Here is a 13165-nt window from a genome sequence, read left to right as displayed (position 1 = left end):
GCGATCATCATTCCATAACAACGATATTCCGCTGTGGCGACTTAATGGCGACATATGAATGTCAGTGAAAGAGGAGAAAAAATATGAATCCATTGATCGAAGAAATTACCAAAGAACAATTGCGCACTGATATTCCAGATTTTCGCCCTGGCGATACGCTGAGAGTTCATGCAAAAATCGTCGAAGGTACGCGCGAACGTATCCAGCTTTTCGAAGGTGTTGTTATTAAACGCCATGGTACTGGTATTCGCCAAACTTATACTGTTCGTAAGATCAGTAATGGTGTTGGTGTTGAACGTACTTTCCCACTTCACTCACCACGTGTTGCTGAAATCGAAGTTACTCGTCATGGTCGTGTACGTCGTGCTAAATTGTACTACTTACGCGCATTACGCGGTAAAGCAGCTCGTATCAAAGAAGTTCAACGTTAATTTCAACTTGATCGAAGTTGTTGAAAAGATCGAATTTGCTAATGCAAATTCGATCTTTTTGTATTTTCGGGTAGAGTGGTCATTGCTATTTTTTGATTTCTTAATTGAATTAAGGGCTTAATTTTGTCATCCGTGTTAAAATTAAGCCAATCAGAAATGAAAGAAGGAATAAATATGAGCGCAGGAATTATTATATTGATCGTTGTTGTCGTCTTAGTTATTATTATCGCCACTTTATATAATGGCTTAGTCAAGGCCCGTAATTTAACCGATGAGGCAGAAAGCCAAATTGGTGTCCAATTGAAGCGTAGAGCCGACTTGATCCCTAACCTGGTCAATACGGTTAAAGGCTATGCAAAGCACGAGCATGATACCCTTATGGACGCTATTCAGGCACGTGGTGTTGCTAATGGACAATCTCAAGCTGATCCACTGGCAGATTTGGAGAAGCAGGCTGATGTGATGGGTGATACAAGCAAGTCAATTGCAACTCGTGCCCAAGCGGATAGTCAGGCAACTCAAGTGTTGGGTCATTTATTTGCTGTTTCTGAAAACTATCCTAATTTGAAAGCAGCTCAGAATTTCAGTCAATTACAAGAAGAATTAACGAGTACTGAAAATCGTGTTGCTGCCTCACGGACGAATTACAATCGGACCATTCGGGATTATAATAACAAGGTCGAAGTTTTCCCAACGAATATTTTCGCGGGCATGTTCCACTTTACTAAGAAAGAACAATTGCCAGTTGAAGAAGCAACGAAAACTGCACCCGAAGTTAAGTTTTAATGTATTCAAATCAACGTCGCTGCAGAAGGTGAGTTATGAAGTATGAATAAACGTTTAGATACACTGGAAGCACAAGTTCAATCGAACAAGAAACGGTCGGTTTTTGCCATTGCGGCTTTTATTGCCTTGATCAACGTCATCTTCGTGGTTTTGGTGTTAGTCTTTTATCGGCCGGATACGAATTCTGCACAGTCTGCTAACCAACCATGGTTCTGGTTATTAGTTCTCGAAGGCATTCTTGTCGTTTACGTGGCGTTCCAATATTGGCGTAACGGTCGCAACTTATTAAGTATGAATAAGGGACAAGAAATATCAGAAGACACCACGGATCCAGATCAGAAACGTGTTTATAATATCGTCACTGAGATGAGCTTAGCTGCAGGGCTGCCTATGCCTAAAGTTTATTTGGTTCCGGATCCTTCGCCCAATGCGTTTGCAACGGGAATGAGCCCAGAAAAAGCAAGTGTTGCGGTCACTCAGGGTTTGTTGAATATTATGGATCGTGAAGAACTTGAAGGCGTGATCGGTCACGAAATGAGTCATATTAAAAATTATGATATTCGTGTTACAACACTTTCGATTGCCTTGGTTGGTTTTATTACGATCTTGGGCTATGGTCTGTTACGAGTTGGTCAAACCATTATGTATAGTAGTGGTGGCCGCCGTTCGCGTGATGACAAGGATGAAAATTCGACGCAATTAATTGGGTTAGCCATGCTTCTGGTTGGTGGCTTAATTATTATTGTGGGAATTCCGTTGAGTTATCTTTTGCAAAAGTTTTTGTCTCGTAAGCGAGAGGCGTTGGCCGATGTCTCTGGTGCCGAACTAACTGGAAATCCAGTTGGTTTGATCAAAGCATTCAGAAAGTTGCAAAATCCGCAACCAGCCGCTAAAGTTTTGTCGCCAAACACGTCTCAGCTATGTTTAGTCGAACCGTTATTCGGCAAGAAGCAGTCACGTTCATGGTGGTCACGGATGATGGATGATCATCCACCGCTAGAGGAACGAATCAAGAATTTGCAATTAGTGATGGGTGAACAACCAGATAGTGATCTTGATTCTGGCAGTGAGTCATAAAAATCAAGTTGATCTAAATTAATTTATGAAAAAAAGCGGACCACCTTAACAAAAGTTATTTGTTGAGGTGGTTCGCTTTTTAATCGTTATCATATCAAATGTGTGAACGATAAAGACTGACAACTTTTCCGAGAATCGTAACATCTGGCAAGATGATCGGCGCCATTGTGTCGTTTTCTGGTTGTAAACGGATATGATCTTTTTCTTTAAAGAATCGTTTACAAGTGGCTTCGTCTTGATCGGTCATGGCAATGACGATGTCACCATTCTTGGCCTCTCGTTGTTGACGCACGATGACTTGATCGCCACTGAAAATACCAGCGTTGATCATACTTTCGCCACGAATGGTTAACATAAATAAATTATTGTCATCAATATCTAATTCTGGTGGTAAGGGGAAATAATCGGTTGCTTCTTCCACTGCGAGAATGGGTTCACCGGCAGTGACAACACCGAGTAGTGGAATTTGTTTTTTAGAAATTCCTAATTCTTTCAAACCTGCATCAGTGACTTCGATTGCCCGCGGCTTCGTGGGGTCTCGTTGAATGAGGCCCTTCTTTTCAAGTCGTGACAAGTGACCATGAACCGTCGATGTTGATGACAGATTAACTTCTGCACCAATTTCGCGGACGGTTGGTGGATAGCCACGATCAGTTGCAGTATCATATATGTATTGTAGAACTTCTAATTGTTTGCTGCTGATTGCTTTAGCCATGATAGACACCCCGATAATATGTTAATATAAACATAACATATCATTATTGGAAAATCAAACTTATGTTCGTATTTTAGTAAATATTAATGAACTAAAATTGTGAGGAGAAATTAAAATGTCAGAAATCGATCCTAAATTGATTGCGCGCATCAATGAATTGGCCGCAAAAGCTAAAAAAGGAGATTTGACTCCTGCGGAAGAGGAAGAGCGGGCGAGCTTGCGTAAAGCCTATTTGAAGGAATTCCGAGCTGGTTTTCGGACGCAGGTTGAAGACTTACGTGTTTTTAATTCTGAGGGTCAAGAAATCACGCCACGCAAGGTCCGCCGTGTTCAACATGAAAAAGGATTACGCGATGATGAGTAAATCTTTAAATTTCTCATCAACTTATTAATTGATAAGCTTGCATATTGATAGGTAAAATGTGTAAAATGGTTAGAGAATTCATTATTAAGGAGTTATGAGTAAATATGAGTGTAGGACTAGCAGTATTTTTAATTATTTTGGGTGTTATCGCAGGGGCAGTTGCCGGATTTTTCGGTGCTCGTGCTTATATGAAGAAGTATTTTCGGGACAATCCTCCCGTTAACGAAGACATGATGCGGACAATGATGGTTCAAATGGGCCAGAAACCGTCCGAAAAGAAATTACATCAGATGATGACTGCTATGAAAGCTCAGCAACAAAAGAGCGACAAGAAGTAGAACTCTGACCAGATTTTTTTTGCAGGTGTCTTGACGCCTGCTCTTTTTGTATACTGGCTTTTAAATTTAGTTCCAAGAATATGTTTTAAATCGGGTGTTTGACATCTAGACTCAATTTTTCGTGAGGTTTTTTATGGGAATATTTAAAAAATTAGGTTGGTTCTTCAAGCAAGAAAAGAAACGATATATCGCGGGTATTTTATTTTTGCTCGTTGCTGATATTGCTGGGTTAGTTCCACCGCGTGTCATTGGTATTTTGGCTGATTTAATGAACGATCGCAAGCTAAGTCTGAATCTTTTATTCACTTGGGTCGGCTTGTTATTGGGTGCAGCGATTGTCCAATATATTAGTCGTTACGGCTGGCGCAATATGATCTGGGGTGGCGCTGCCACACTCGAGCGAGAATTACGGAGTCGCTTATTTGGTCATTTCTTAAAAATGGACGAAACTTTTTTCCAACGTCATCGAACTGGTGATTTAATGGCTCATGCGACCAATGACTTGAACGCTATTCAAAATGTTGCTGGCTCTGGCATCTTAACCTTCTTCGATTCAATTCTAACTGGGGGCACGACGATCATTGCCATGATGATTTTTGTCGATTGGCGTTTGACGTTGGTTGCGTTGATTCCAATGCCACTCTTGGCCGTTTCTGCGCGTGTTCTGGGGAGCCGATTGCATCGTGCTTTCGGTGAATCGCAGGCTGCTTTTTCACGGTTAAATGATAAGACACAAGAATCAGTCAGTGGGATCAAAGTCATCAAGACGTTTGGTCAAGCTGATGAAGATATTGATGACTTCGAAAAAATTGTCGATCGCACCATTGATATCAATCGTAAAGTTTATCGCATTGATTCGTTGTTTGATCCGACCACTTCCTTGATCATCGGTCTGACGTACGCCATCACCATTATTTATGGTGGTTGGCTGGTGACGACTTCGACCATTACGTTAGGTCAGTTGATTTCGTTCGTCAGTTATATTGGCACGCTGGTTTGGCCAATGTTTGCCATTGGTCGTTTATTTAATGTAATTGAACGTGGGAATGCCAGTTATGATCGTGTTTACGAATTGTTAGGTGAGAAGAGCCTGATCAAAGAAAAGTCAAATGCAACCGATCATTTGATTGCAGGCGATATTAGTTATCACGTGGCAAGTTTTACTTATCCTGATGATGAAGAGACTTCTTTGAGACAGATCGACTTTGATCTTGGAGCAGGCAAAACGCTAGGCTTGGTTGGTCGTGTCGGTGCAGGTAAGACCACAATTTTGAAATTGTTGCTACGTGAGTTTGATAATTACGATGGCGAAATTAAAATTGGCGTTAAAAACGTTAAAGATTATACATTAGAGGGACTTCTTTCGTCGATTGGTTATGTGCCTCAGGATAATTTCTTGTTTTCGACGACCGTTCGCGACAATATTCGTTTTGCCTCGATGGATAAAGATCAGGATGAAGTTGAATCAGCGGCTAAGCAAAGTGCGATTCATGAAGACATTCAAGGATTCAGTCGTCAGTACGATACTTTAGTTGGTGAAAAGGGTGTCTCGTTATCTGGTGGTCAGAAACAACGGCTAGCCATTTCACGAGCACTGATCACTTTGCCTGAGATTTTAATCTTGGATGATGCCTTATCTGCGGTTGATGCCAAGACAGAAGCTGAGATCCTCACGAATCTGAAGGCAGACCGTCACCAAAAGACGACGATTATTTCTTCACATCGTTTGAGTGGGGTCATGAACGCCGATGAGATCTTAGTCATCGATGAAGGTCGTATCGTTGAACGTGGGACTCATGAACAATTATTAACGCTAAATGGTTGGTATGCCGAAATGTGGCGTCGTCAACAATTAGCAGCACAATTAGGCGTAGGAGGTGCTGAAGATGGCGCAGAATAATGATGCCAATAAGAAAGAAGAAGGTTATCAATCAGCTTGGTCACGTAGCATCCCGATGAAAGATCAGCTCGTGATCATCAAAAAAATGATGCGTTTCGCGTTACCTTTTAAAACCTTTTTCATTGTTGCTTTGATTTTTTCAGCACTGTTGGCAACTATTAATATTTTATTGCCCCGGTTATTACAATATTTCATGGATCATTATTTGAATCATGGCAATACCGCGTTCAATATTATTTTAGGTTTTGCCGCGTTATATTTCTTAGGAACCATACTGAAGGCGATCCTTCAATTTTTCAGCAACTTCTTGTATTCAATGGGTTCTGAAAAGGCATTGGAAGATGTTCGGCGGGCATTGTTCCGTAAGCTTCATAAATTAGGCATGCGGTATTTTGATTTGACACCTGCGGGTTCTATCGTGTCTCGAGTGACCAATGATACCATGTCCTTAATGGATTTCTTACAGGTGTTTGCGTCTGTCTTGACCGGCTTGTTCGCAGTCGTCACGGCATTCATTGCCATGTATACGACCAACTCGTTGTCGGCTTGGATCGTCCTTGCATTTCTACCGATTTTATTGGTGGCGATTTGGTACTATTCACATTACAGCTCCAAGGTTTATAGACACATGCGTGAAAAATTAAGTGAGTTAAACGTTAAGCTGAATGAATCGATCGAAGGTATTTCGATCATTCAAGAATTCCGTCAAGAACACCGGATCGGTCGTGAATTTGAACAGACTAACCAGGATTATTTGGACGCACGGAAGTCGATGATCCGCACCAATTCATTGTTGCTTTCATCGTTGATCAATTTACTGTATTCAATCGCGTTAGTCGCTGTTTTAACACATTTTGGATTGGCCGCTCAGAATCAATTTGTTCAAGCCGGTGTGATTTATGCGTTCACAACTTACATTTCAAATTTCTTCAATCCAATGTCAGATATGATGGATTCACTGTCGTCATTACAAGACGGGGTTGTTGCGGGTAGTCGGATTTTGCGGATCTTAGATGATCAAACCTATGCGCCTGCACAAAACGAAGGTGCACAGGGTGAAATCGCATCCGGTAAAATCGAATTCCGTCACGTTTCGTTTTCTTATGATGGCAAGAACAAAGTGCTCGATGATATTTCTTTCGTCGCCAAACCCGGTGAAACGATCGGGATCGTTGGTCACACGGGTTCTGGTAAAAGTTCGATCATCAACGTCATGATGCGTTTCTATGAATTCTATGAAGGCCAGATTTTGATCGATGATAAAGATATCAAAGATTATCCGATGGACGAAATTCGCCGCCGGATCGGATTAGTTTTGCAAGACTCATTCATGTTTTACGGGGATGTTTCTTCAAATATTCGCTTGTTTAACGATAAAATTACCGATGAACAGGTTCAGGCTGCAGCCAAGTTTGTTCAAGCGGATCGTTTTATTGAAAAACTTCCTGGCAAATATCATGCGCGCGTGATCGAGGGTGGCGCCAAGTTTTCGAGTGGTGAGCGTCAATTAATTTCGTTTGCGCGAACAGTGGTCACCAATCCTAAAATTTTAGTTCTGGATGAAGCCACGTCTAGCATTGATACTGAAACGGAATCGCTGATTCAAGAAGGACTGCAACGACTTCGTAAGGGGCGCACAACTATTGCGATTGCCCATCGATTGTCAACGATTCGCGATGCGGAACAAATTATTGTTCTGGATGCGGGACGCATTGTCGAACACGGAACTCATGATGAGTTGTTAGCTCAAAAAGGACATTACTACCAACTGTATGAATTACAACAAGGCAAGAATGTCACCACTGATTAATTAAAAAAGTGCCGCCTGATCTTGGATAAAATATCCTTAAGATCAGGCGGCACTTTAATTTTATTTGAATTTGTTTTCGGCTTTTTCGTCGTCTAATTTCTTTTGATCGGGTTGGTAAACAAAATTTGGATTGATCTGAGCATCAAGCTGTTTCCAAGCTGCTTCCATTTTCGTGTTAATTTCGGCTAAGCCAGCTTCATCGAGTCGTTGCTTGCGATCAATGTTGATGGGCGCACCGAGGCCAACGATGACTTGCTTTCGCTTGCAAAAATCTTTGAAACTCGTGGGCCCTTGATAAACAGCGGGAAGTAAAGGAACTTTGGCCATTTTAGCAATTAAGGCGGCACCACCCTTTAGTTCAGTTGAATAGCGCGTGCCAGAGGGAAACATGATCAAAGAAAGCTTGCCTTCTTTTAAAATTCGCACTGGAATTTTAACCGCAGAAGGACCTGGATTGAAGCGGTCAACCGGAAAGGCATGGGCGTGTCGCAAGATCCAGCCGAGGATTGGATTGTTGAAGAGTTCTTTTTTAGCCATGAATGAAAATTCGCGCGGACTGGCCGCTAACGCGAAGATGATCGGTTCCCACCAGGTTCTGTGTGGTGCCACTAAAATATAGGGGCCATCGATCAAATTTTCTGGATTTGTAATTTTAGCGCGGCCGTTTAAGATCCAAACAATAAAGCGAGCGACCGGACGAATAAATTTATAGAACATAGCTTCACCTAGTTTTTTTATTATAAAAAAAGTATATCAGAAAAAGGGACGTTTGGTATAATTATATTTAAAGCGCAGATGGGCAGACAAATTTGAACTGTTTGAATTTATCTGCTGTACTTAATCTTAACACGATACAGATTGTGGGGACAATTTCGATGGTAGAGCGGATCGATCAATTATATAATGGTGCTGTGAAAATTATCCAGAGCGATGAGGTATTTTCATTTTCATTGGATGCGGTGTTACTGGCCGATTTTACGCGCGTGGGGCCACATTATCAAGTTGTTGATCTGTGCGCAGGCAATGGGGCGGTCGGTTTATTTTTATCGCGGAAGACGCGTGGACCGATCACCTTGGTGGAAATTCAGCAGAAATTAGCAGACATGGCCCAGCGTTCGGTGGACTTAAACCAGTTGACCTCGCAAGTTAAAGTTGAAAACATCGATTTAAAAAACGCCCCGCAAACTTTAGGCGACGATTTCGCGGATGTGGTGACGTGTAATCCGCCATATTTTGTGGATCATGAAACTAGTATCAAGAATCCGAATCCATACTATGCCATTGCTAGACACGAAATCACGACGAACCTCGACGAAGTGCTCACTGTCAGTGCCAAGCTGCTTAAAACGAATGGTCATTTATACCTTGTTCATCGCCCCGAGCGGCTAGACGAAATCATTTTGGGCTTGCAGACCCATCGTTTTGCGCCTAAAAAAATGCGATTCGTCTATCCCAAAGCCGGTCGAGAAGCAAACATGGTGTTGATCGAAGCCATTAAAGACGGTCGGCCGAATGGCGTGCGGATCCTGCCACCGCTGATCGTTTATGAAGAAAACAACGAATACACGGCGTCTGTCAAAAAGATTTTGTTTGGTGAAGAAGAAAGGTGAATCATATTTATTATTGTTATGTTGTGAAGTGCGCCGACAATACTTTGTATACTGGGACTAGCAATGATGTTGCCAAGAGAATTGCCACCCATAATGCAAGCAAAGGCGCCAAATACACGCGCGCGCGATTACCTGTTACGCTAATCTATTCAGAAGAATTTGCCGATAAATCTAGTGCATTGCGTTTCGAATTGAAATTTAAAAAGAAAACACGTAGGCAAAAAGAAAATTATATTAGAGTTCACAAGAAATGATCCGCATTTTAACACCGTAACAAATTTTTTCGGCTTAATGAAACGAGATAGGCAGAGAGTTCAACTGATGCTTTTTAAACTCACCAGAATAGGCTTGCATTGACTTATCTTTTCCGTTATAATTATTAGCGGTGTAATCACCAAATTCACACACCTTGTGATCGTGCTCGTGTTGCCAGTTTTGCTGGTGCGAGTCCGAATTGATCGGGGTGGCGGAATAAAAACTAGGAGGAACTATTTTATGGCAGTATTATCAATGAAACAATTGCTTGAAGCCGGTGTTCATTTCGGTCACCAAACACGTCGCTGGAATCCAAAGATGAAGCCGTTTATTTTTACAGAACGTAACGGTATCTACATCATCGATTTACAGAAGACTGTTAAAATGGTCGACGACGCTTATAATTACGTTAAGGCTGTTGCCGAAGACGGTGGCGTATTCTTGTTTGTTGGTACTAAGAAGCAAGCACAAGATTCAATCGCTGAAGAAGCAACTCGTGCTGGTCAATTCTACGTTAACCATCGTTGGTTAGGCGGTACTTTGACTAACTGGAACACGATTCAAAGCCGTATCAAACGTTTAAAGAATATCAAAAAAATGGCAACTGATGGCACTTTCGATGTTCTCCCTAAGAAAGAAGTTTCACTGTTGCTTAAGGAACAAGGCAAGCTTGAGAAGTTCTTAGGCGGTATCGAAGATATGCCTCGCATCCCAGATGTGATGTTCATTGTTGACCCACGCAAAGAACGCATCGCCGTTAAAGAAGCACAAAAATTAAACATTCCTATCGTTGCTATGGTTGATACAAATACTGACCCTGATGACATCGATGTTATTATCCCTTCAAACGATGACGCTATTCGTGCCGTACGTTTGATCACTTCTAAGATGGCTGACGCTGTTATTGAAGGCCATCAAGGTGAAGATGACGCAGCTGCTGTTGAAGAACAACAACCAGTTGCATCAGAATCAGGCGACGAATCAATCGAAGAAATCGCTGAAAAAGTTGAGAAATCAACACCAGATGCTGAATAATTAACGAATGACAATGAGAGAGTTTGCCGCAAAACTTGGTTTTGTCACAAGCTCTTTCTTTGTCTGTAGGATGTAATCGTGTTCTGAAGCACTGTCTTTTCCGCTTAACTTGTAATCCGCCTGAATCTAAAAGCAGATTCACGTGGATTACAGGTTAATGCTCAAAGCCAACCGTGCTTCTGCACAACTTAATCGTGTTACGAAAGATTGAAATCAAGTGTCTAAGCAAGAATAGCTAGAAATCTTAAGGTCAAGATTTTAGCTATTCTCACTTAGCCATTGATTTCAGAACATCTTTCTGCACAACATAATCGTGTTCGAGCTGACTGTCTGCTATAGCTAAGTTCGATAAGCGATGGATTCAAAATACGAATCAATCGCTTATCGAGACTTAGCTTACGCAGCCAACCCGTCAGCTCTCACAACTTAATCGTGTTCGTAGCCATTGAAATTTCTGCTTAACTTGAGAGAACACTAAATCTAAAACCAGATTTAATGTTCTCTCAGAGTTAATGCTCAATTTCAACCCATGGCTACTCACAACTTAATCTAGGAGGTTTTACCCATGGCAAAAATTACTGCAGCTCAAGTTAAGGAATTACGTGAAAAGACTAGCGTCGGAATGATGGATGCTAAGAAAGCATTAGTCGCAGCTGACGGCGATATGGATAAAGCAGTTGATGTTTTACGCGAAAAAGGCATTGCTAAGGCAGCGAAGAAGAGTGATCGTGTTGCCGCTGAAGGTTTAGCACAAATCGCAATTAAAGGTAACGAAGCTGCTGTTGTCGAAGTTAACTCAGAGACGGATTTCGTTTCTTCAAATGACAAATTCACTTCTTTGGTTGATGAAATCGCTGAAACTGTTGCCGCCAACAAACCAGCTGACAACGAAGCTGTTCTCGCATTAAGTGTTGATGGTCAAACATTACAAGAAAAAATCACTTCATTAACTGCTGTTATTGGCGAAAAAATCAGCTTACGTCGTTTCCAAATTTTAACAAAGACGGACAGCCAAGTTTTTGGTGCCTATTTGCATAATGGTGGCGCTATTGCTGCGTTAGTTTTACTTGAGGGTGCTGATGAAGCAACTGCTCGTGACGTGGCTATGCATGTGGCTGCTATCAATCCTAAATATGTTTCTCGCGAAGAAGTTCCTTCAGACGTACTTGATCATGAGCGCGAAGTTTTAACTGAAGAAACTAAAAATGAAGGCAAGCCAGAAAAAATCGTGCCCCGTATCGTTGAAGGCCGTTTGAATAAGTTCTTGTCAGAAATTAGCTTGGCAGACCAAGAATTCGTTAAAGATCCAGACCAAACTGTTGGTCAATTTGTTGCCAGCAAGGGTGGCAAATTAATCAGCTTTATTCGTTTCGAAGTTGGCGAAGGTATTGAGAAGCAAGCCGATAACTTTGTTGAAGAAGTTATGAACCAAATCAAAGATTAATTAAGAAAGGGTCAGCAATGACCTTTTTTTTATGCACTGAAAATCAAACCTATGGTAGAATAGTACTTAGCAAATAACGGAGGAACGATTATGTCAAAAATCAAATATCATCGTGTCGTACTTAAACTTAGTGGAGAGGCTTTAGCTGGAGAGACTGCGTTTGGCATTCATCCGCCAGTGATCAAGGAAATTTCTGAACAGATCAAGCAAGTTCACGATTTAGGAGTTGAGATCGGCATCGTTGTTGGTGGTGGAAACATTTGGCGAGGCGAGACCGGCGAACAATTAGGCATGGATCGCGCACAAGCTGATTCCATGGGTATGTTGGCGACAATCATGAATGGTCTTGCTTTACAAGATGGTCTTGAACATTTAGGCGTCGAAGTTCGTGTTCAGACCTCAATTGAAATGCGGCAAGTTGCCGAACCCTATATTCGTCGTCGGGCCATTCACCATCTAGAAAAAGGGCGCGTCGTGATTTTTGCTGGTGGTACTGGTAATCCATACTTCTCAACCGATTCTGCTGCGGCGTTGCGTGCGGCCGAAATTGATGCAGATGTGATCTTGATGGCGAAGAATAATGTGGATGGTGTTTATAATGCCGATCCTAATAAAAATCCCAATGCGCAAAAATTCGATGAATTAACGCAGTTAGATATTATTAATAAAGGTTTGAAAGTGATGGATTCAACGGCTAGCAGTCTGTCGATGGATAATGATATTCCCTTCGTTGTTTTTAACATGCAAGAAGAAGGCAATATCGAACGGGTGGTCATGGGCGAAAAAATTGGAACAACAATAAGTGGAGGTAAAAAGCATGTCAAATAACGAAATTATTAATAAAGCAAAAGAAAACATGGTCAAGTCTGAAGACTCACTGAAACGTGATCTTTCAAATATTCGTGCAGGTCGTGCCAATGCAAGTCTGTTGAATCGCATTACGGTGAGCTATTACGGCGCGCCAACACCATTAAATCAATTGGCGGCTATCAATGTGCCCGAACCACGGGTCTTGATGATCAAACCTTACGATAAGGGTGCCCTCGGCGATATCGAAAAGGCCATCTTAGCATCTGATCTTGGCTTAAACCCAGCGAATGATGGTGACATCATCCGTTTGGTGATCCCACAATTAACGGGGGAACGTCGTCAAGAATTGGCTAAAGAAGTCGGTAAAGATGCGGAAAGTGCTAAAATTGCAGTCCGTAATGTTCGGCGTGACGCCTTGGAAGCCATTCGCAAGCAACAGAAGAATGCAGATATTTCAGAAGACGAAATGCATGATTTGGAAAATGAATTACAAAAAGTAACTGACCAAGCAATCAAAGACGTCGAAGAAATTGCGAAACTTAAAGAAGTCGAAATTACTGAAGGGTAATGCTTTCTATTATTAAATTGAT

Annotated in this window: 15 protein-coding genes; 13 read left to right on the top strand and 2 right to left on the bottom strand. The window is 41.7% G+C overall.

Going from position 1 to position 13165, the window contains the following annotated elements; all coding sequences use genetic code 11:
- Positions 1–83 precede the first annotated feature (83 nt).
- The 3 genes from rplS (at position 84) to EKM67_RS01400 (ending at position 2294) form a co-directional block, all read left to right on the top strand.
- On the top strand, positions 84–431 hold the full coding sequence (gene rplS, locus EKM67_RS01410; protein ID WP_125576530.1) for a 50S ribosomal protein L19: 348 nt from the start codon (positions 84–86) through the stop codon (positions 429–431).
- 174 nt (positions 432–605) lie between these two features.
- Positions 606–1217 (top strand): LemA family protein, encoded by a 612-nt coding sequence (locus tag EKM67_RS01405; protein ID WP_125576528.1) that lies wholly within the window; start codon positions 606–608, stop codon positions 1215–1217.
- Positions 1218–1259: 42 nt separating this feature from the next.
- Complete coding sequence (locus EKM67_RS01400) at positions 1260–2294, top strand: M48 family metallopeptidase (RefSeq protein WP_125576526.1); 1035 nt, start codon at positions 1260–1262, stop codon at positions 2292–2294.
- Between the two features lie 94 nt (positions 2295–2388).
- Here EKM67_RS01400 and lexA read toward each other — a convergent pair whose 3' ends face one another.
- Positions 2389–3009 (bottom strand): transcriptional repressor LexA, encoded by a 621-nt coding sequence (lexA, locus tag EKM67_RS01395; protein WP_125576525.1) that lies wholly within the window; start codon positions 3007–3009, stop codon positions 2389–2391.
- A 115-nt stretch (positions 3010–3124) separates the two neighbouring features.
- Between lexA and EKM67_RS01390 the strand changes: the two genes are divergently transcribed.
- From EKM67_RS01390 to EKM67_RS01375, 4 genes are all read left to right on the top strand, one after another.
- Positions 3125–3373, top strand: a complete 249-nt coding sequence (locus EKM67_RS01390) for a DUF896 domain-containing protein (protein WP_125576523.1) — start codon at positions 3125–3127, stop codon at positions 3371–3373.
- 104 nt (positions 3374–3477) lie between these two features.
- Complete coding sequence (locus tag EKM67_RS01385; protein ID WP_125576521.1) at positions 3478–3711, top strand: YneF family protein; 234 nt, start codon at positions 3478–3480, stop codon at positions 3709–3711.
- 133 nt (positions 3712–3844) lie between these two features.
- A complete protein-coding gene (locus tag EKM67_RS01380; protein WP_125576519.1) occupies positions 3845–5611 on the top strand; it encodes an ABC transporter ATP-binding protein in 1767 nt (588 codons plus the stop codon).
- Positions 5598–7421 (top strand): ABC transporter ATP-binding protein, encoded by a 1824-nt coding sequence (locus tag EKM67_RS01375; protein ID WP_125576517.1) that lies wholly within the window; start codon positions 5598–5600, stop codon positions 7419–7421. The genes EKM67_RS01380 and EKM67_RS01375 overlap by 14 nt, the downstream gene beginning before the upstream one ends.
- Positions 7422–7481: 60 nt before the next feature.
- Here the strand turns inward: EKM67_RS01375 and EKM67_RS01370 are convergent, their stop codons facing one another.
- Positions 7482–8138 carry a lysophospholipid acyltransferase family protein gene (locus tag EKM67_RS01370; protein WP_125576515.1) on the bottom strand — a complete coding sequence of 219 codons (657 nt, stop codon included), beginning with the start codon at positions 8136–8138 and terminating at the stop codon, positions 7482–7484.
- A 158-nt stretch (positions 8139–8296) separates the two neighbouring features.
- Between EKM67_RS01370 and EKM67_RS01365 the strand changes: the two genes are divergently transcribed.
- From EKM67_RS01365 to frr, 6 genes are all read left to right on the top strand, one after another.
- Complete coding sequence (locus EKM67_RS01365) at positions 8297–9031, top strand: tRNA1(Val) (adenine(37)-N6)-methyltransferase (protein WP_125576514.1); 735 nt, start codon at positions 8297–8299, stop codon at positions 9029–9031.
- On the top strand, positions 9028–9285 hold the full coding sequence (locus tag EKM67_RS01360; RefSeq protein ID WP_125576511.1) for a GIY-YIG nuclease family protein: 258 nt from the start codon (positions 9028–9030) through the stop codon (positions 9283–9285). Before EKM67_RS01365 ends, EKM67_RS01360 begins: the two co-directional genes overlap by 4 nt.
- 241 nt (positions 9286–9526) lie before the next feature.
- Positions 9527–10321, top strand: a complete 795-nt coding sequence (rpsB, locus tag EKM67_RS01355) for a 30S ribosomal protein S2 (RefSeq protein ID WP_125576509.1) — start codon at positions 9527–9529, stop codon at positions 10319–10321.
- A 565-nt stretch (positions 10322–10886) separates the two neighbouring features.
- The gene (gene tsf / locus EKM67_RS01350; RefSeq protein WP_125576507.1) at positions 10887–11765 is read left to right on the top strand and encodes a translation elongation factor Ts; all 879 of its coding nucleotides are present in this window, start codon (positions 10887–10889) and stop codon (positions 11763–11765) included.
- 90 nt (positions 11766–11855) lie between these two features.
- Positions 11856–12593: a UMP kinase gene (pyrH, locus tag EKM67_RS01345; protein ID WP_125576505.1), complete on the top strand. Its 738-nt coding sequence runs from the start codon at positions 11856–11858 to the stop codon at positions 12591–12593.
- Positions 12583–13143, top strand: coding sequence for a ribosome recycling factor (gene frr / locus EKM67_RS01340; RefSeq protein ID WP_125576503.1), 561 nt, complete (start codon positions 12583–12585; stop codon positions 13141–13143). Before pyrH ends, frr begins: the two co-directional genes overlap by 11 nt.
- Positions 13144–13165: the final 22 nt, after the last annotated feature.

This window comes from Lapidilactobacillus mulanensis (assembly GCF_003946215.1).
Classification (GTDB): Bacteria; Bacillota; Bacilli; order Lactobacillales; family Lactobacillaceae; genus Lapidilactobacillus; species Lapidilactobacillus mulanensis.
Note: the sequence above shows the minus strand (reverse complement) of the source record. Positions and strands in the feature narration are given on the sequence as shown.